General features: G+C 71.1%; 15 protein-coding genes and 1 pseudogene. 6 read left to right on the top strand and 10 right to left on the bottom strand.

The genetic code is table 11. The annotated features are described in order from the left end of the window. Positions 1–8 precede the first annotated feature (8 nt). From G6N14_RS03455 to G6N14_RS03440, 4 genes are all read right to left on the bottom strand, one after another. Positions 9–956 carry a glucosyl-3-phosphoglycerate synthase gene (locus G6N14_RS03455; protein ID WP_046320373.1) on the bottom strand — a complete coding sequence of 316 codons (948 nt, stop codon included), beginning with the start codon at positions 954–956 and terminating at the stop codon, positions 9–11. A 46-nt stretch (positions 957–1,002) separates the two neighbouring features. Next, positions 1,003–1,827 carry a dihydropteroate synthase gene (gene folP / locus G6N14_RS03450; RefSeq protein ID WP_234809019.1) on the bottom strand — a complete coding sequence of 275 codons (825 nt, stop codon included), beginning with the start codon at positions 1,825–1,827 and terminating at the stop codon, positions 1,003–1,005. An 89-nt stretch (positions 1,828–1,916) separates the two neighbouring features. Next, on the bottom strand, positions 1,917–3,698 hold the full coding sequence (fadD6, locus tag G6N14_RS03445; protein ID WP_085137109.1) for a long-chain-acyl-CoA synthetase FadD6: 1,782 nt from the start codon (positions 3,696–3,698) through the stop codon (positions 1,917–1,919). A 49-nt stretch (positions 3,699–3,747) separates the two neighbouring features. Next, positions 3,748–4,311 carry a cytokinin riboside 5'-monophosphate phosphoribohydrolase gene (locus tag G6N14_RS03440; RefSeq protein WP_234809017.1) on the bottom strand — a complete coding sequence of 188 codons (564 nt, stop codon included), beginning with the start codon at positions 4,309–4,311 and terminating at the stop codon, positions 3,748–3,750. A 48-nt stretch (positions 4,312–4,359) separates the two neighbouring features. Between G6N14_RS03440 and G6N14_RS03435 the strand changes: the two genes are divergently transcribed. Further along, positions 4,360–6,381, top strand: coding sequence for an AAA family ATPase (locus G6N14_RS03435; RefSeq protein ID WP_085137107.1), 2,022 nt, complete (start codon positions 4,360–4,362; stop codon positions 6,379–6,381). Here G6N14_RS03435 and dapE read toward each other — a convergent pair. Continuing rightward, the gene (gene dapE, locus G6N14_RS03430) at positions 6,371–7,459 is read right to left on the bottom strand and encodes a succinyl-diaminopimelate desuccinylase (protein WP_085137105.1); all 1,089 of its coding nucleotides are present in this window, start codon (positions 7,457–7,459) and stop codon (positions 6,371–6,373) included. The two genes, G6N14_RS03435 and dapE, sit on opposite strands and share 11 nt — an antisense overlap. Before the next feature lie 101 nt (positions 7,460–7,560). Here dapE and dapD point away from each other — a divergent pair, with 101 nt between their 5' ends. After that, positions 7,561–8,514: a 2,3,4,5-tetrahydropyridine-2,6-dicarboxylate N-succinyltransferase gene (gene dapD / locus G6N14_RS03425; RefSeq protein ID WP_109559917.1), complete on the top strand. Its 954-nt coding sequence runs from the start codon at positions 7,561–7,563 to the stop codon at positions 8,512–8,514. 9 nt (positions 8,515–8,523) lie between these two features. Here dapD and G6N14_RS03420 read toward each other — a convergent pair whose 3' ends face one another. Continuing rightward, entirely contained in the window at positions 8,524–8,820 is a 297-nt protein-coding gene (locus G6N14_RS03420) for a hypothetical protein (RefSeq protein ID WP_085137101.1), read from the bottom strand. A gap of 33 nt (positions 8,821–8,853) precedes the next feature. After that, the gene (locus tag G6N14_RS03415; RefSeq protein ID WP_085137099.1) at positions 8,854–10,257 is read right to left on the bottom strand and encodes an acyl-CoA synthetase; all 1,404 of its coding nucleotides are present in this window, start codon (positions 10,255–10,257) and stop codon (positions 8,854–8,856) included. Positions 10,258–10,385: 128 nt separating this feature from the next. Here G6N14_RS03415 and G6N14_RS03410 point away from each other — a divergent pair, with 128 nt between their 5' ends. After that, positions 10,386–11,096: a helix-turn-helix transcriptional regulator gene (locus G6N14_RS03410; protein ID WP_085137097.1), complete on the top strand. Its 711-nt coding sequence runs from the start codon at positions 10,386–10,388 to the stop codon at positions 11,094–11,096. A gap of 12 nt (positions 11,097–11,108) precedes the next feature. Here the strand turns inward: G6N14_RS03410 and G6N14_RS03405 are convergent, their stop codons facing one another. Beyond that, entirely contained in the window at positions 11,109–12,011 is a 903-nt protein-coding gene (locus tag G6N14_RS03405) for a pseudouridine-5'-phosphate glycosidase (RefSeq protein WP_085137096.1), read from the bottom strand. Positions 12,012–12,146: 135 nt separating this feature from the next. Here G6N14_RS03405 and G6N14_RS03400 point away from each other — a divergent pair. Then, positions 12,147–12,791: pseudogene (locus tag G6N14_RS03400) on the top strand (HNH endonuclease family protein); the annotation flags it as partial. Between the two features lie 14 nt (positions 12,792–12,805). Here G6N14_RS03400 and dapC read toward each other — a convergent pair. Beyond that, positions 12,806–13,912 carry a succinyldiaminopimelate transaminase gene (dapC, locus tag G6N14_RS03395; protein WP_085137094.1) on the bottom strand — a complete coding sequence of 369 codons (1,107 nt, stop codon included), beginning with the start codon at positions 13,910–13,912 and terminating at the stop codon, positions 12,806–12,808. Positions 13,913–14,073: 161 nt separating this feature from the next. Between dapC and G6N14_RS03390 the strand changes: the two genes are divergently transcribed. Together G6N14_RS03390 and G6N14_RS03385 are read left to right on the top strand one after the other, a co-directional pair. Continuing rightward, on the top strand, positions 14,074–14,634 hold the full coding sequence (locus G6N14_RS03390) for a PadR family transcriptional regulator (protein WP_085137092.1): 561 nt from the start codon (positions 14,074–14,076) through the stop codon (positions 14,632–14,634). Positions 14,635–14,685: 51 nt separating this feature from the next. Further along, positions 14,686–16,692 (top strand): FAD-dependent oxidoreductase, encoded by a 2,007-nt coding sequence (locus tag G6N14_RS03385; protein ID WP_085137090.1) that lies wholly within the window; start codon positions 14,686–14,688, stop codon positions 16,690–16,692. Here G6N14_RS03385 and G6N14_RS03380 read toward each other — a convergent pair. After that, entirely contained in the window at positions 16,689–19,250 is a 2,562-nt protein-coding gene (locus G6N14_RS03380) for a bifunctional FO biosynthesis protein CofGH (protein WP_179960802.1), read from the bottom strand. The two genes, G6N14_RS03385 and G6N14_RS03380, sit on opposite strands and share 4 nt — an antisense overlap. Between the last annotated feature and the right edge of the window lies 1 nt (position 19,251).

Below are 19,251 nucleotides of genomic sequence, written 5' to 3'. Positions count from 1 at the left end.
GGTCAAGGTCAACGCTGACGCAGGGTGTTCATCGGCGGCCGGTCCACCAGCGACAGCGGCGTGGTCTGCGGCAGGTAGTCCATACCGTCCGGGCCGTCGGCGAAGAACTGGGTCAGTCCCACCCCGGAGTCCGGGACGCCGCAGCGCGACAGCAAGGTGGCGACGACTTGGCGGCTCATCACGGCCAATTCCGCCAACGGGCGGTTGCGATGGGCCCGCACACCCAGGTTGACCTGGGCGATCGCCTCCAAGCCCAGCCGATCGTAGGTGTCGATCAAAAGGCCGATCTCCACCCCGTAGCCGGGGGCGAACGGAACCGATGCCAGCAGCTCGCGAGTGCCCGCGTACTCCCCGCCCAACGGTTGCAGCACCGCGCCCAGGTCGGGCCGCAGCGCGGTCAGCAGCGGTCGGGCCACCAGCTCGGTGACCCGGCCCCCGCCGGTGGCGTCCTCGGTGCCGTTGACCTTCAGCGGCCGCCGGTAGAAGCCCTTGACCAGGTGGACCCCGTCAGCGGTGAGCAGCGGCCCGACCAGGTGCGGCACGAACATCGGGTCGGGATCGATCAGGTCGGAGTCCACGAACACCACGATGTCGCCGCTGGTGGCGGCCAGCGACCGCCAGAGGGCCTCCCCCTTGCCGGGCTGCGGGGGCACTTCGGGAACGGCCTGTTCGCGGCTGACGACGCGAGCGCCGGCGGCGATGGACCGGATCTCGGTGTCGTCGGTGGAACCGGAGTCCAGCACGATCAGTTCGTCGACCAGGTTGTCGACCAGAGGCGTGATGCTGTCGATGACCGACTCGATGGTCGCCTGCTCGTTCAGGGCCGGCAGCACCACCGAGATGCTGCGACCCGTCTCGGCCTTGGCCGCCAGCAGCTCAGCCACCGTCCACTGCGGCCGCGTCCAGGTACGCCCGGACATCCGGGTGTCGCCCGGCGCTGAGACCAGCTCGGTCATTTGCGCCACTCCTGAGCATCGCTTCGCGCTGCGTCGCCGCCGGCGGTCATGCCAATCCCCTTACTGTGCGGGTCGGTGCCCGGAGACCCTGGATCGATGCCACCATCTCCAGGACGCGCCGGGTAGGCCCGACCTCGTGAACCCGAAACATCCGGGCTCCGGCGGCCGCCGCCCATGCGGTGGCCGCCAATGTTCCGTCGAGACGCTCGGTGAGACCCACACCAAGAGTCTCCCCGATGAAATCTTTGTTGGAGAGCGCCATCAGCACCGGCCACCCGGTGCCGACCAAGTCCTCCGTGTGTCGCAGCAACGCTAGCCCGTGAAAGGTGTTCTTGCCGAAATCGTGGGTGGGATCGATCACAATCCGCTCGCGGGCCACCCCGGCCGCCACCGCTGCCTCGGCGGCCGCGGTGACCTCGTCGATCACCGCTGTCACCACCCCGTCGACCTGCGTGCCGTAGCTGACCCGGAAGGGGCGGGTACGCGGTTGGGCCCCGCCGGTGTGGGAGCAGACCAGCCCCGCCCCGAATTCGGCGGCCACCGCAGGCAGGCCGGGGTCGATCCCGCCCCAGGTGTCGTTGATCAGGTCGGCACCGGCCGCACAGGCGCGTTTGGCCACCTCCGCCCGCCAGGTGTCCACGCTGATCAGTTGGTCGGGGTAGGCGCCGCGCAGCCACTCGATGAACGGGACCACCCGGGCGGTCTCGGCGTCGGCGTCCACGGGCTGGCCCGGTCCGGCTTTGACTCCGCCGACATCGATGACATCGGCGCCCTCGGCGACGGCGCGGTGCACCGCGTCTTTGGCCGCCTCGTCGGTGAACGTGGCGCCCGCGTCGTAGAAGGAGTCCGGGGTGCGGTTGATGATCGCCATGATGAGCGCACGATCGGCCGCCACCGGGCGTCCGCAGAAATAGGTGTGCACCTGTCTATGGTGCCCGGTGGGGCTTGGCCCCTCCTCGGTCAGCCCTGCGGTCGCTTGCCGGCGGCTACTTCGCCGGGGTAGTCGGCGTAGTAGGGGACGTAGCCCTCGTTGCGCCCGGCGAGCACGTACAGCGGGTCCTCGATGTCTCCGCCGCCGTAGCCCTGCTCGCGCAGTTCGACCTTGCGGCTCTTGAACGTGGTGGTGTGGGCCAGCGACGGGACCACCCGCACGAACAGCGGCACCGCATAGGAGGGCAGCTGGTCATAGAGCGACGCGGCCAGCCCCGGTCCGTCGAACTGCGCGCCGTCGCGAAGTTTGACCGCTGCCATCCCGGCGCGGCCACCGGTGCCGGGCACCTCCACGCCGTAGACGGCGCACTCCTCGATCGCCTCGTCGGCGCCCAGCGCCGCCTCGACCTGGGTGGTGGCGACGTTCTCGCCTTTCCACCGGAAGGTGTCGCCGAGCCGGTCGACGAAAGCGGCGTGCCCCATCCCCTGGGGGCGCATCAGGTCGCCGGTGTTGAACCAGCAGTCGCCGTCGCGGAAGGCGTCGCGTACCAGCTTCTTCTCGTTGGCCTCCGGGTCGGTGTAGCCGTCGAAGGGTGAGAATCGGTTCACCGGGCTCAGCAACAGCCCGGGCTGCCCCGCCGGCACCCGCTGCACGCGGCCGTCGTCGCCGCGCAGCGGCAGCCCGGTGTCGGCGTCATAGTGCACGTAGGCCAGGCGCAGTGGGTACACGCCCGTGCTGCGGGGCACGTTGAACACGTTGAGGAACGCGCTGTTGCTCTCGCTGGCGGCGTAGAACTCGCAGACCCGCTTGATGCCGAAACGTTGGGTGAATTCGTCCCAGATCTCCGGCCGCAGTCCGTTGCCGGCGATCACCCGCACCTTGTGGGCACGGTCGGTCGGCTTCGGGGGCTGATTGAGCAGGTACCGGCACAGCTCGCCGATGTAGACGAAGGCGGTGGCGTCTACGGCGATCACCTCGTCCCAGAACCGCGAGGCCGAGAACGAGCGGCCCAGGGCTAGGGTGGCACCGGCGTTGAGCACCGAGGACACCGCGACGGTCAGCGCGTTGTTGTGGTAGAGCGGCAGGCAGCAGTACAGGGTGTCGCTGCCGCGCAGCCGCAGCCCGATGGCGCCGAATGTCGCCAGGGCGCGCAACCAGCGGTAGTGCGTCATCACGCTGGCCTTGGGGTAGCCGGTGGTGCCGGAGGTGAAGATGTAGAACGCGGTGTCCTTGGCCAGTACCGCGTTGACCGAGGCGGGGTTGCCGTCCGGTGCGGTGGCGGCCAGCCGCCGGAATTCCTCGATGGTCACCGGCTCGTCGGGGACGCCGCTGTCCTTGACGGCGTCGACCAGGTCGGCCTCCGCGACCAGCAGGGTGGACTTCAGCACCCCCAGACTGTGGGCGAGCACATCGCCGCGCTGGTGGTAGTTGAGCATGCCGGCGACCCCGCCGCATTTGGCGACGGCCAGCATCATCAGCACCGCGTCGGGGCCGTTGCGCAGCATGATCCCCACGACATCGCCGTGGCCGACGCCGCGTGCGGCCAGTACCGCGGCGTAGCGGTTGACTGTCTTGTTGGCTTCGCGGTAGGTCAGTCGCTGGTCGCCGAATCGGATGAACACGCGGTCGCCCCACTGGGCCGCGCGGTCCTGGAAGACCTTGCCGATCGACGCCTTGGAGGTGGGCCGGGCCCGCAGTCCGGTCCACAGCCCGCGAAGGATGGTCGGCGCGTCGGCCAGCAGATGCGGTGTGCGGGCCACCACGTCGAACAGCCCCACCCGGGTGACGGTGCCGGAGTCGTGGTCGGACACGTTATCGCCTCAATTCGCGGTCGGTGGGGTCGACTGACGAAGCAGCAGCCTAATCGGTACCGGCGGTACCGGGTGAACAGGCATCGAGCGCCGCCTCTACGTCATCGAACACCAGCAGCCGGCGCATCGCCTGCGGGTTGACGAACCCCGCGTCGACCAGACCGGCCAGCCACGTCCAGAGCCCGGCGTAGTGCCCGTCGGGATCCAGCACCACCACCGCCTTGTCGTGCATCCCCAGTTGCCCTGCGGTCCAGGTCTCGAAGAGTTCTTCGAGCGTGCCGATGCCGCCCGGCAGGGTCAGGAACACGTCCGCCCGGTCGTCCATCACCTGTTTGCGCTCACGCATGGTCTCGGTGACGATCAACTCGTCGGCGTCGACATCGGCCACCTCGCGGTGCAGCAGCGCCTTGGGGATCACCCCGACCGTCCGTCCCCCGTGCTCGCGGGCGGCCACGGCGAGCGCACCCATCGCCGAGACGTTGCCGCCTCCCCACACCAACGTCCAGCCGCGTCGGGCGACCGCCGCACCGACCTCGGCGGCCAGCGCCAGCAGCGCCGGATCGCGCGGGCCGGACGCGCAGTAAACGCACACCGCCCATTGCCTCGACCGCACAACCGAAAGGCTATCGGGCACTGGGCTCAGACCGTAAACTCTCCGGCGATGCCGATCCGCTGGAACGTCCCCGAGCATTCGGCTGCCTTGCAGCAGATCATCGCCGCGCTGGACGACGACGGGGCCCGGGCCGGTGCGGTGGTGCTCGGTCCGGACGGGTGCGGCAAGTCGACCCTGGCCCGATTGGCCGCCGAAGACTACGCGCAGCGCCACCCCGGCACCCGGGTGCGCTGGGTGATCGGCACCCCCACCGAGCGCGGCGTACCGCTGGGCGCGTTCAGCCATCTGGTCGAGGTGTCCGAGATCGGCAAGCCCGCCGCACTGCTGCGCGCGGCGCGTGCATCACTGGCCGACGGCAAAGGCGAGCTGGTGCTGGTGATCGACGACGCTCACCAGCTCGACCTGTTGTCGGCCACGCTGGTCTACCAACTGGCGTTGACCGGCTCGGCCCGGATGATCGTCACCGGCCGCGCCGACGGCTCTCCCGCGGCCCCGATCACCGCGCTGTGGAGCGACAACCTGTTGCCCCGGATCGACATCCCGGCCGGCGATGCGGACACGGCCGGCCAGGATATCGACGCCTTCGTGGCGGGGCTGCCCGCCGGTGCGCGTGCGGTGCTGGACTACCTGGCGGTCTGCGAGCCGCTGGCCTTGGTCGACCTGGAGAACCTCACCAGCGCCGACGCGGTCCGCCAAGCCGAGGAACTCGGCGCCGTGGAGACCCGCGTCCGCGGGGGCCACGGATGCGACCCCGTCGTCTACACCGCGCACCCGCTGTTCGCCCGGCGGGCGCTCGCCGCGCTGGGCGATGCCGGCGCCCGCGCGCGGCGCACGCAGGTGGTCGGTGTGCTGACCACGTCGCCCTGCCGCCTCGTCGGCGAGCAGCTGCGGCTGGCGGCGCTGGCCGCCGACAGTGACACCCCGCAGACCGCCGCGCAGATGGTGGATGCGGCCGAACAGGCGATGCGGCTGGGCGATCCCCGGCTGGGCGAGAAATTGGCCCGTGTGGCACTGGAGCACTCGGGCGGGCTGCCGGCACGGTTGGCCCTGGCGCATGCGCTGGGCTGGCAGGGCCGCGGCCGCGACGCCGACGAGGTGCTGGCGGCGGTCGACCCGGCCACGCTGAACGAACCGGACCTGATGGCCTGGGCGCTGCCGCGGGCCGCCAATCAGTTCTTCATGCTGGGCGAACCGGAACGCGCGACCGCGTTTCTGGCTGCCACGCGGGGCCGGGTCAGCGGCCCGCGCCCACGCGACACCCTCGATGCGCTCGGCGCCACCTTCGCGATGAACGCCGGAAACATCGGCCGCGCCGTCGAGTTGGCCACGACGGTCCTGGCCGATCCCGCCGCCGACGACATGGCGGTGGCCTGGGCGGGTAGCGCCGCCGCGCTGTGCGCGGCGCGGGCCGGCCGATTCGACGACGTCGGACCGCTGGCGGCCCGTGCGCTGGGCGCCGAGCATCCCGGCGTGCTGCGGTTCACCGTGGGACTGGCCGAGATCACCACGCTGCTGATGGCCGAGCGCCTTGCCGAGGCCCGTGAGCTGGCCTGGCAGTTCACCGATTTCGCCGAGCTGACCCAGCCCGGCCGGGCCGTCGGCGAGGTCCTGGTGGCGGTCGTGCTGATCGCGGCCGAGGAGTTCGCGGACGCGGCGGCGCTACTGGCGCCGGCCGCGGCCACCCTGGACCGCACCGGGTATTCGTGGGGACCGCTGTCGCTGACGTTGCTGGCCACCGCGCTGGCCCGGCAGTCCGACATCGCCGGCGCCGCAAAGGCGTTGCGGCGGGCAGAGTCCCGGCACGGCACCAAATCGGCGCTGTTCGCCCCGGAGTTGGGCATGGCGCGCGCCTGGCAGCGGGCCGGCATGCGCGATCAGCACGGCGCGATCGCGGCCGCGCGGGAGGGCGCCCGGATGGCGCAACGCTCCGGGCAGTCCGCGGTTGCGCTGCAGGCCTGGGATGTCGCCGCCCGGCTCGGCGATGCCCAGGCCGGCGATCCGCTGGCCCGGCTGTGCGGCGAAGTCGACTGCGCGTTCGGCCGCGGGGCGCTGGAGCGGGTCAGGCGCTGAGGTAGCCGCGCAGCATCGCGGCCACGGTGCTGATCTGGTCCACCGGCACGCGCTCGTCGACCCGGTGCGCCAGGTTCGGGTCGCCCGGACCGTAGTTGACCGCGGGAATGCCGCGGGCGGCGAAGCGGGACACGTCGGTCCAGCCGTATTTGGCCCGCACCCGCCCGCCGGCTGCGGCCACCAGCGCCGCGGCAGCGGGCGCGGTCAGCCCGGGCAGGGCGCCGGCCGCCGAATCGGTCTGCTCGACGCCGACATCGAGGCCGTCGAACACCTCGCGGACATGGGTCAGCGCCTGTTCGGGGGTGCGGTCCGGCGCGAAGCGGAAGTTCACCGTGACGGCCGCCGCGTCGGGAATGACGTTGCCGGCCACCCCGCCGTCGATGCGCACCGCGGACAGCCCCTCGCGGTAGACGCAGCCGTCGATGTCCACGCTGCGCGGCTGGTAGGCGGCGAGACGGTCCAGCACCGCCCCGAGTTTGTGGATGGCGTTGTCGCCCAGCCAGGAGCGCGCCGAATGCGCCCGGGTGCCCGTGGCGCTGACCACCACCCGCAGCGTGCCCTGGCAGCCGGCTTCGATGTAGCCGCCGGTCGGCTCGCCGAGGATCGCGACATCGCCGGTCAGCCAGTCCGGCAGGTTGCGTTCGATTCGGCCCAGCCCGTTGGCGGCCGCCTCGATCTCCTCGCAGTCGTAGAACACGCAGGTCAGATCATGCGCGGGTGCGGTGATGGTGGCGGCCAGGTGCAGGAAGACGGCGACACCGCCCTTCATGTCGACAGTGCCGCAACCGTGCAGCACGTCCCCCTCGTCGTCGGTGGTGGTCCGCCGGCTGGGCAGGTTGCCGGCCACTGGGACGGTGTCCAGATGCCCGGCCAGCAGCACGCGTGTCGGCCGCCCCAGCTGGGTACGGGCCAGCACCGCGTTGCCGTCCCGGATGATCTCGAAGCCCGCCGAGCGGGGGGTCTGCTCGCGCAGGGCGACCTCGACCTCGTCGGCGATTCGCGCTTCGTGCCGCGACTCGCTGGGAATGTCCACCAGTGCCGCGGTCAGGGAAATCGGGTCGGAGTGCAGGTCCAGCACGCACTCAGACTAACGGGCGCGCTTCCCCCGCGAGCAGACACAGAATCGCACGGGCAATCGCCTCAACGTGCGATTCTGCGTCTGCTCGCGGAAAAGGTAGCCTGACCGGCGTGACTGGAGCTTCGGGTGTCGGAATCGCAACGCTGGCCGCAGACGGATCGGTGCTCGACACCTGGTTCCCCGCACCGGAGTTGGGCGGCTCGGGCGCGCCCGGAACCATCCGGCTCGGCGCCGGCGAGGTGCCCGCCGACCTGGCCGGGCTGGTCGGCCGTGACGAGGACCGCGGTACCGAGACGGTCGCGGTGCGCACCGTGATCGCGTCCTTGGACGACACCGCCGTCGACGCCTACGACGCCTACCTGCGCCTGCATCTGCTGTCGCACCGACTGGTGGTGCCGCACGGGCTCAACGCCGCCGGCCTGTTCGGGGTGCTGACCAACGTGGCGTGGACCAACTACGGCCCGTGCGCCGTGGAGGGCTTCGAGTCCACCCGCGCCCGGTTGCGCCGGCGCGGCCCGGTGACCGTCTACGGGGTGGACAAGTTCCCCCGCATGGTCGACTACGTGCTGCCGTCGGGCGTGCGGATCGCCGACGCCGACCGGGTGCGCCTGGGTGCGCACCTGGCGTCGGGGACCACGGTCATGCACGAAGGTTTCGTCAACTTCAACGCCGGCACGCTGGGCGCCTCGATGGTGGAGGGCCGCATCTCGGCGGGCGTGGTGGTCGGCGACGGCTCCGACGTCGGCGGCGGCGCTTCGATCATGGGAACGCTGTCCGGCGGTGGCACGCAGGTCATCTCGATCGGCAAGCGCTGCCTGCTGGGAGCCAACGCCGGGCTGGGGATCCCGCTGGGCGACGACTGTGTGGTCGAGGCCGGCCTGTATGTGACCGCGGGAACCAAGGTCACGCTGCCCGACGGCACCATCACCAAGGCCCGTGAGCTGGCCGGGGGGAACAACCTGCTGTTCCGCCGCAACTCTCAGACCGGCGCGGTCGAGGTGGTGGCCCGCGACGGTCAGGGCATCGCGCTCAACGCCGACCTGCACGCCAACTAGGCGCGCCGGCTACAGCACCGCCCTGCTGATCTTGTCGCTGTCTCTGCCGATGGTCTTGCAGTAGGCGCTGACGGCCACCTGCGTTCCCGAAAGCTCCAGGTTCGAGGGCTCGCCGCCCTTTTTGTCCTCGAGCATCTTGGCCACCGCCGAGCGCTGCTTCTCGTCGTTGTGGCTGTTGAACTCTCCGCAGGTGGTGTCACCACCTTTGTTGATGGCCTTCTCCACGGCCGAACAGCCACCGAGCAGGACCGTCGCGCAGGCAAGGACGGCCACCGCGGCGAGATTGAAGCGCTTCCAAGGGTTCACGGGACCGCCCTTCTGGTTTCGATTCGCGCCAGCCTACGTCAGCAGCGCCTTCTTGAGTACCTTCCCCATCGCATTGCGGGGCAGGGCATCGACGATCCGCACCTCCCGCGGCCGCTTGTGCACCGACAGTTGTTGAGCCACATAGTCGATCAGTTCATCGGGCGGGGCGGCACCGTCCGGCGAGGGCACCACGAACGCGACGATCCGCTGCCCCAGATCTTCGTCGGGCAGGCCGACGACGGCCACTTCGGACACCGCGGGATGACCGAGCAACGCGGTCTCGATCTCCCCGGCCCCGACCCGGAAGCCGCCGGTCTTGATCAGGTCGACCGATTCGCGGCCCACGATCCGGTGCATGCCGTCGGCGTCGATCACCGCCACATCCCCGGTGCGGTACCACCCGTCGGCGTCGAAGGCCGCTGCCGTCGCGTCGGGCCGGTTGAGGTATCCCTCGAACAGCGTCGGTCCGCGCACCGACAGCCGCCCGATCGTCGCACCGTCGTGCGGCACCGGGCCGCCGTCGTCGGCGACGAGCTTGGTCTGCACCCCGTGCAACGGCAGACCGACCCATCCGGGCCGGCGCTCACCGTCGACCCGGGTGCTCACGGTGATCAGCGACTCGGTGGCGCCGTAACGCTCGATCGGCGCGTGGCCGGTCCGGGCGACCAGCGCGTCGAACACCGGGACCGGCAGCGCCGCACTGCCCGAGACCAGCAGCCGGGCCGGCCGCAGCGCCGCAGCGGCGCCGGCGTCGGCCACCACCCGCGACCACACGGTGGGCACCCCGAAATACAGTGTGCCGCCCGCGGCCGCGTAGGCCTGCGGCGACGGTTTGCCGGTGTGCACGAAGCGGTTGCCCACCCGCAGGGATCCCAGCAGGCCCAGCACCAGTCCGTGCACGTGGTACATCGGCAGGCCGTGCACCAGGACGTCATCCGGGCTCCACTGCCACGCCTGCGCCAGCGCGTCGAGGTCCGCCGCGAGCGCGCGCCGGCTCAACTGGACGCCTTTGGGCGGGCCCGTGGTGCCGGAGGTGTAGATGATCAGCGCGGTGTCGTCTTCCGGCGGTTCGACCGGCCGCTGCGGCGATCCGGCACGGGCCGCGAAGTGCGGCAGACCGGCGAGGTCCTCCGGCCGCTCCCCCAGCCAGGCCTGCGCCCCCGAGTCGCGCAGCATGTGCTGGCGCTCGGCGGCGCCGACGTCGGCGGGAACCGGCACCACCTGCACCCCGGCGAGCAGGCATCCGGCGACCGCCAGCACCGTCTGCGCCGTCGGGGTGGCCGACACCGCGACCCGCGACACCCCGGCAAGGTCTGCGAGCACCGCGGCTCCGGCACCGCTGAGCTCCGCGCGGCTCACTAGGGTGTTGCCGATACGCACCGCATCGGCGATGTCCGAGGCGTTCGAGCCGTCGTCGGCCAGCGAGGTCAGCAGCATTCGGGGGACGTTACCCCCGCCCTCGTCGCGGGGCCGGCCGACGGACCGAAAGGCGGCCGACCGCCGCAAGTGGTATCAACGAATCAGCTCCTGCAATTCGTGGACGACTCCTCAACGAGAGGGAATTCATGCACGACGAGTCCGGCCAGCGGCGCGGAACCCATCGCAGTCAGCGGTTACCCCGGAACCAGCAGCGGGAACGAGTGCTGCGGTTGGTGGGAGCGGCCAGCGGCGCCGTCGACGCCGCAGAGCTCGCCGAACGCATGCATCTGCACGTCACCACCGTTCGGTTCCACTTAGACGCGTTGTGCGACGACGGGGCGGTCGCACGGACCCGGATCAAACGGGACGGCGTCGGGCGCCCCCGCACCGGTTACGTGGCGGTGCGGGACCGGCTGGACTACCGCAGCCTCGCCGAGATCCTCGCGATGGAGCTGGGCGAGACCGTTGAGGAGCGCCGGGTACGCGCCGAGCGGGCGGGTCGCCGCTGGGCGGACCGCATTCTGGACTCACACGACCCCACGTCGAACGGGTCGGGTCCGGCCTCGGGCATCGGCGACTGCGCCGAGCGGATCACCGGAATCTTTGCGCGCATGGGTTTCGGTGCGGAACTCGCGGCGCCGGCGCCGGGCGCTGACGGCGACCCGGGCCGGCGCACGATCCTGCTCTCCGGATGCCCGGTTCGCGACTTGGCCCAGTCGCACCCCGAGGTCAGCTGCGCCATGCACCTGGGCCTGCTGCGGGGGTTGCTCAACGCCGAGGGAGCTCCCGGCGGCAGCGCGCAGTTGGAGCCGTTCGTCGAGCCCGAGATGTGTATCGCCAGGGTGCGGAGCCGCTGAGCGCCGCGGGGCTCAGCGGCCCGCGTAGGCGACGGCCACCTGCCCCGCCAGGCGCGCATTGGCCAGTACCAGAGCGACATTGGCGTCCACCGATGCGCCCTGAGTTGCCTGGTGAAAGTGCTCGAGCAGAAACGGCGTGACGTCTTTGCCGCGGACGCCCTGCGCCTCGGCGGCGGCCAGGCCCTCGGCCAGCACCCGATCGTGTAGCGCGCAGTCGAGTTCGGCCTCGCGGGCGATCGGGTTCGCCAGCACCAGGCCGTAGCCTTCGGTGCCCAGCCGGCTGCGGGCGTGCAGCACAGCGGCCACCTGCTCGGGATCGCCTACCTGCCAGTCGATCCGGTGGCCGGAGTCGGCCAGGTAGAAGGCCGGAAACCGGTCGGTCCGGTAGCCGATCACGCCCACACCCAGCGTCTCCAGCCGCTCCAGGGTGGCGCCGATGTCCAGTATCGACTTCACCCCCGAGCACACCACCAGCACCGGGGTGCGCGACAACGCCGTCAGGTCCGCCGATTCGTCCCAGTTCTCCCGCGCCCCGCGATGAACGCCGCCGAGCCCGCCGGTGGCGAACACGGTGATGCCGGCCGCGGCGGCCAGGTGGGCGGTCGCGGCGACCGTGGTCGCCCCGTCGCCGCCCGCGGCGGCAAGCATGGCCAGCTCGCGGACGCTGACCTTGACCGCGGTACCGGATGTGGCGATGCGGTACAGCGCTTCGTCGTCGAGACCGATGTGGGGCTCTCCGCCCACCATCGCAATGGTTGCCGGCACCGCTCCGCCGGACCGCACCGCGTTCTCGATCTCGCGGGCGACGCGCAGGTTGTCCGGGCGCGGCAGTCCGTGGGTGATGATGGTGCTCTCCAGCGCCACGACCGCGCGCCCGGCGGCCAGCGCCTCGGCGACTTCGGGATCGATGAGCACTGCCCCACCCTATTGCGCGCCGGGGTTCGGCGCCCAAGCCTGTCGCAGCGCGCTGGTAGCCTGCCCGCCAACCGGCAGAGCCAGGGAGGTGGCGTGGGCGATCGGCAACACCGGCGACCGGGGTGGGCGGCTGCCCTGGCAGCCGCGGGGGTGGTGCTGCTCCTCGGGCCGGCCGCCGCCTCCGCCGAGCCGGTCGCCGACACCGCGGATGGTCCTGCCGCGCTGACCCTGCTCGGGGCCCTGCCGATCAAGGGGCGGGCTCCCAAGACCGGTTATCACCGCGCACAGTTCGGGCCGGCCTGGAGCGACGACGTGACGGTTCCCTACGGCCACAACGGTTGCGATACCCGCAACGACATCCTGCGCCGGGATCTGACCGACACCGAGATCAAGCCGGGCACCAACGGGTGTGTGGTGCTCGCGGGCGTTTTGACCGATCCCTACAGCGGTGCGGTGGTCGCCTTCCAGCGGGGCAGGGAGACCTCCCGGGCGGTGCAGGTCGACCACGTCGTGGCCCTGTCGGACGCCTGGCAGAAGGGGGCCCAGCAGTGGGACGAGGTCACCCGGCGCAACTTCGCCAATGATCCGCTGAACCTGCAGGCCACCAGCGGGCCGGTCAACGAACAGAAGGGCGACGGCGACGCGGCGACCTGGTTGCCGCCCAACAGGTCCTACCGGTGCGTGTACGTCTCGCGGATCGTCGCGGTCAAGTCCGGCTACGGCCTGTGGGTCACCCAGGCCGAACACGATGCCATCGAGCGGATCCTCGCCACCGACTGCGCCGGCGGGACCGGCTAGCTCAGCCGTGCGGCCGCGGCGGCGATCCGCTCGTCGGTGGCGGTGAGCGCCACCCGCACGTGCTGCGCGCCGGCCGGCCCGTAGAACTCGCCGGGCGCCACCAGAATGCCGCGCTGGGCGAGCCACTCGACGCTGGTGCGGCAGGGCTCGCCGCGGGTCGCCCACAAGTAGAGTCCGCCCTGGGACAACTCGACGGTGAACCCGGCCGCCTGGATCGCCGGCAGCAGCGTCGCACGGCGGCGCGCGTAGCGCTCGCGCTGCTCGTGTTCGTGTGCGTCGTCATCGAGCGCAGCGACCATGGCCGCCTGGATCGGGGTGGGCACCATCATCCCGGCGTGTTTGCGCACCGCCAGCAATTCGGCCACCACCGCGGCGTCCCCGGCGACGAATCCGGCCCGGTACCCCGCCAGCGAGGAGGTCTTCGACAGCGAATGCACCGCCAGCAGGCCGCGGTGGTCGCCGTCGCAGACCGCCGGGTGCAGCACCGACCGCGGTTCGGCGTCCCACCCCAGGCCCAGGTAGCACTCGTCGGAGACCACCAGCACGTCGTGCTCGCGGGCCCAGTCGACCACGGCTCGCAACTCTTCTTCGCCCAGGATCGCCCCGGTCGGGTTGCTCGGCGAATTCAGGTACACCAGGGCCGGCGGCGGGCCGTCGCGCAGCTGGGGGGCATCGCTGCGCACCCACCGCGCACCGGCCAGCCGGGCACCCACTTCATAGGTCGGGTAGGCCAGCTCGGGGACCACCACCACCTGTTGCTCGCCGAGGCCGAGCAGGGTCGGCAGCCAGGCGATCAGCTCTTTGGTGCCGATCACCGGCAGCACCGCCGATTCGGTGAGCCCGGTGATGCCGTAGCGACGGTGCAGGGCACCGGCCGCCGCCGTGCGCAGGGCCGCGGTGCCGGCGGTGGTGGGATAGCCCGGCGCCGACGAGGCGGCCGCCAGGGCGTCGCGGATGACGTCGGCCACCGGGTCGACCGGGGTGCCGACGGACAGGTCGACGATGCCGTCGGGGTGGGATCTGGCCAGCGCGGTCGCCTCGGCCAGGGTGTCCCACGGGAAGGTGGGCAATGCGGCCGACCTGCCGCCGGTTACGGGGCTCACGAGGCTGCGGCGACGCACGGTGGATTCATCGGTTTCTGATAGTAGAGGCCCCCGGCGGGCGGCAGCCACCAGCAGGTCCCCGGCCCGCCGCAGGCCGCTATGCACACCGTTGCACTGCAACTAGTTGCATATAGGGTCTCGGGCTGCCTAAGCTCGGTCGCGTGGCACTTCCCCACGCGATCCTGGTGTCGCTGAGCGAGCAGTCGGGCTCGGGCTATGAACTCGCGCACCGCTTCGACCGCTCGATCGGCTACTTCTGGAGCGCCACCCACCAGCAGATCTACCGGACGCTGCGCGCCATGGAGGCCGACGGCTGGGTGCAGGTCACCGAGGTCGCCCAACGGGGCCGCCCGGACAAGAAGGTCTACACCGTCGCCGAGGCCGGCCGCGCCGAACTGGCCCGCTGGATCGCGGCGCCGCTGGCCGGGCGCGGAAGCTCGGTGGTCGACAACCGGCTGCGCGAACTGGCGGTCAAGCTCCGCGGAGCCGGTGCCGGTGACCTCGCCGCGGTGCGCGAGCAGGCCGCGGACCTGCGCGCCGAACGTGCGCAGCGCTTGGACGTCTACCGCGCGCTGGAGAAGAAGCAGTTCCCGGATCCCGGTTCGCTGACCGGCACCGCACTGCATCAGTACCTGGTTCTGCGCGGCGGTATCCGGGCCGAGGAAAGCGCGATCGACTGGCTCGACGAAGTCGGCGCGGCACTGCGGGCAGACAGGCACTGAGGTGAAGGGGGCAGCGTGACAACAGAATCCACCAATCCGTACCCGATCTTGATGACCCCGCTGGACCTGGGCTTCACCACCCTGTCCAACCGGGTGGTCATGGGCTCGATGCACACCGGCTTGGAAGACCGCGCCGCCGACACCGGCAAGCTGGCCGAGTACTTCGCTGCGCGGGCCCGCGGCGGGGTGGGACTGATCATCACCGGCGGCTACGCCCCGAACCGGTCGGGCTGGCTGCTGCCGTTCGCCTCGGCGATGACCACCCGGGCCGACGCACGGCGCCATCGCCGCATCACCGAGGCCGTGCACGACGCCGGCGGGAAGATCGCGCTGCAGATCCTGCACGCGGGCCGCTATGCCTACCACCCGTTTTCGGTCAGCGCCTCGAGCATCAAGGCACCGATCAACCCCTTCCGGCCACGGGCGTTGTCCACCCGCGGAGTCGCGTCGACCATCGCCGACTTCGCCCGCGCCGCCGAACTGGCCCGCGAGGCCGGCTACGACGGTGTGGAGATCATGGGCAGCGAAGGCTATCTGCTGAACCAGTTCCTGGCCCCGCGCACCAACCGGCGCACCGACGGCTACGGCGGCACCCCCGCCAACCGGCGCCGCCTGCCGGTGCAGATCGTGCGCCGCACCCGCGCGGCCGTCGGCGACGACTTCATCATCTGCTACCGGATGTCGATGGCCGACTTCGTCGAGGACGGCCAGAGCTGGGAAGAGATCCTCGCGCTGGCAACCGAAGTCGAGACAGCCGGAGCCACCATGATCAACTCCGGCTTCGGCTGGCACGAGGCGCGGGTGCCGACCATCGTGACGTCGGTGCCCAACAACGCCTTCGTCGACATCAGCAGCGCGGTCGCCGACCACGTGACGATCCCGGTGGTGGCTTCCAACCGGATCAACATGCCGCAGGCGGCCGAACAGATCCTCGCGCAGACCTCGGTGCGCTTGATCTCGATGGCCCGCCCGATGCTGGCCGACCCGGATTGGGTGTCCAAGGCCGCCACCGGCCGGGCCGGCGAGATCAATACCTGCATCGCCTGCAACCAGGCCTGCCTGGACCACGCCTTCGTGCACAAGAAGGTCTCCTGTCTGGTCAACCCCCGCGCCGGTCACGAGACCACGCTGGTGCTCGGCCCCGCGCGGCGGCGCCGGCGCATCGCGGTGGTGGGCGCCGGGCCGGCCGGGTTGGCGACGGCGGTGTCGGCCGCCGAGCGCGGCCACGAGGTGACGCTGTTCGAGGCGAACGCCTTCCTCGGCGGCCAATTCGACTTGGCCAGGCGGATTCCGGGCAAAGAGGAGTTCGCCGAGACCATCCGCTACTACACCACCATGCTGGACAAGTACGCGGTGACGGTGCACCTGGGCCGCCGCGCCCAGGCCCAGGAGTTGACCGGCTTCGACGAGGTGGTGCTGGCCACCGGGGTCACCCCGCGGGTTCCGGCGATCCCGGGCATCGAGCACCCGATGGTGATGACCTACGCCCAGGCGATCGCGGGCAGGCCGGTGGGCCGTTCGGTGGCGGTGGTGGGTGCCGGCGGGATCGGTTTCGACGTCAGTGAATTCCTGGTCCTGGACTCACCGGAGTCCACTGCGAGCCTGCACCTCAAAGAGTGGAAGGCCGAATGGGGTGCGGCCGACCCCTGGGAGGCCCGGGGCGCGCTGATCGCGCCGGACCCGGTCCCGCCGGCCCGCGAGGTCTACCTGCTGGCCCGCACCGCCGGCCCCCAGGGCCGCACCTTGGGCAAGACCAGCGGCTGGGTGCACCGCGCCTCGCTGAAGGCCAAGAACGTCCGCCAGCTCTCCGGGGTGAACTACCACCGCATCGACGATGACGGGCTGCACATCAGCTTCGGCCCGAAGAAGGCCCGCCCGCAGGTCCTGGCCGTCGACAACGTGGTGATCTGCGCCGGGCAGGAATCGGTGCGCGACCTCGAGGACGGCTTGCGGGAGCGCGGCGTGACGCCGCACCTGATCGGCGGGGCGAAGCTGGCCGCCGAGCTCGATGCCAAGCGGGCCATCAAGCAGGGCACCGAAGTCGCCGCGCGCCTCTAGGCGGTCTCGGCCCGCGACGGCACCGGCGCGTAATCGGTGGTGCGCTGCCGCGCCGGGCGACCGATGCCCTCGGCGATGGTCGTCAGCTCCGCGATGGTCTTGGCCGACCCGTGCTCGGAGCCGGCCATCCGGGAGATGGTCTCCTCCATCAGGGTGCCGCCCAGGTCGTTGGCTCCCCCGTTGAGCATCACCTGCGTGCGCTCCACGCCCAGCTTGACCCAGCTGGTCTGGATGTTGGCGATGCGACCGTGCAGCATGATGCGCGCCAGGGCGTGCACGGCGCGGTTGTCGCGGTGACTGGGACCGGGCCGCGACCCGCCCGCCAGATACAGCGGCGAACTCTGATGCACGAACGGCAGCGGCACGAACTCGGTGAAACCCCCGGTGCGGTCCTGGATGCCGCGCAGCACCCGCAGGTGCCCGATCCAGTGCCGAGGGGAATCGATGTGGCCGTACATCATGGTCGAGCTGGACCGCAGTCCCACTTCGTGGGCGGTGCTGACCACCTCGACCCACGTCGAGGTCGGCAGCTTGCCCTTGGTCAGCACCCAGCGGATCTCGTCGTCGAGGATCTCCGCGGCGGTGCCCGGAATGCTGCCCAGCCCCGCCTCGCGCAGGCTGGTCAACCATTCCCGGACGCTCAAGCCGCTCTTGGAGACCCCGTTGGTGATCTCCATCGGCGAGAACGCGTGCACGTGCATCGACGGCACCCGCGCTTTGACCGCGCGGACCAGGTCGGCGTAACCGGTGACCGGCAGCTCCGGGTCGATCCCGCCCTGCATACAGACCTCGGTCGCGCCGGCCAGGTAGGCCTCGTAGGCGCGTTCGCCGACCTCGGCATTGGACAGCGAAAAGGCGTCGGCGTCCCCTTTGCGCTGGGCGAATGCGCAGAATCGGCAGCCGACGTAGCAGATGTTGGTGAAGTTGATGTTGCGGTTGACCACGTAGGTCACGTCATCGCCGACGGTGTCGCGCCGCAGGGCGTCGGCCAAGGCGGCAACCGCATCCAGGGCGGGACCGTCGGCGGTGGCCAGCGCCAGATACTCGGCGTCGGTGCAGCCGGCGGGGTCGCGTTCGGCTGACCGCAGCGCCGCCAGCACATCGGTGTCGACGCGCTCGGGCGCCCGGGCCGCCAGCTGGTGGATCTGCTCGCGGATCGACTCCCAGTCCCCGAACGCGCTGCCCAGATCACTGCGCGTCTCGGTGGCCCGGCCGTCGATGTCGATCGCGGTGTGCAGATCCACCCGGCCGGCGGACTGCACGTCGTCGGGTTCCTGCCAGGCCAGTCCCACCGGGTTGACGTCGCGTGCCCAGCCGGTGTCCGGGTCGGCCAGCGCAGCGACGTGCGGGCGCACCCGCGGGTCGATCCACGCCGCACCGGCCAGGACGTAGTCGGGCTGGGCGGTGAGCCGCTGCACCAGGTCATAGCCGGCCTGCTGCGTGATCTGCGCCAGGTCGTCCAGGGCCGGCCAGGGCCGCTCCGGATTGACGTGGTCGGGGGTCAGGGGCGACACCCCGCCCCAGTCGTCGACACCGGCGCCGATCAGCGCCAGGCATTCGTCGGCCGACACCAGGTTCGGTGGCGCCTGCACCCGCATCTTGGGGCCCAGCACCAGTCGGGTCGCCGCCACGGTGGCCAGGAAGTCTTCGAAACCCGCGTCGGGCGTCGCCGCCATCGCGGTGTGCTCCTTGGCCCGGAAGTTCTGCACGATGACTTCTTGAATGTGCCCGAATTCCTTGTGCACCTTGCGGATCGCGTGCAGGGTGTCGGCCCGCTCGGCGAGCGTCTCGCCGATGCCGACCAACAGGCCGGTGGTGAACGGGATGGAGAGCCGTCCCGCGTCGGCCAGCGCGCGCAGGCGCACCACCGGATCCTTGTCCGGACTGCCGTAGTGCGCCAGGCCTTTGGTCTCGAACAGCCGCTGGGAGGTGGTCTCGAGCATCATGCCCATCGACGGAGCCACCGGCTTGAGCCGCGACATCTCCGACCAGCTCATCACGCCGGGGTTGAGGTGCGGCAGCAGTCCGGTCTCCTCCAGCACCAGGATGGCCATCGCCCGCAGATAGGCCAGCGTGCTGTCATAGCCGCGCTCGTCGAGCCACTGTCGCGCTTCGGGCCAGCGGTCCTCGGGCCGGTCTCCCAGGGTGAACAGCGCCTCCTTGCAGCCCAACTCGGCACCGCGGCGGGCGATGTCGAGAATCTCGTCGGGTCCCAGGTACATCTGCTTGCCCTGGGCCCGCAGCACGCCGGGAACCGTGACGAAGGTGCAGTAGTGGCAGGTGTCGCGGCACAGGTGGGTGACCGGGATGAAAACCTTGCGCGAGTAGCTGACCGGAAGCCGTCCACCCGGCCCGCGCCGGCCTCCCGACACCAGGCCGGCGTCGCGGACCCGGGCTGCACTGGCGCACAGGTCCGCCAGATCGCTGCCGCGAGCGGTCAGGGCTATCGCGGTTTCCTCGACGTTGAGCAGCACGCCGTCGCGGGCTCGTCGCAGGACGCGGCGCAGTGCCGACGGGCTCGTCATCCGCGCGTCACCCGCATCCGGAATCTCGCGCATG

The organism is Mycolicibacter hiberniae (assembly GCF_010729485.1).
Classification (GTDB): domain Bacteria; phylum Actinomycetota; class Actinomycetes; order Mycobacteriales; family Mycobacteriaceae; genus Mycobacterium; species Mycobacterium hiberniae.
The sequence above is the reverse complement of the archived record's forward strand: the minus strand, read 5'-3'. Positions and strand labels throughout refer to the sequence as shown.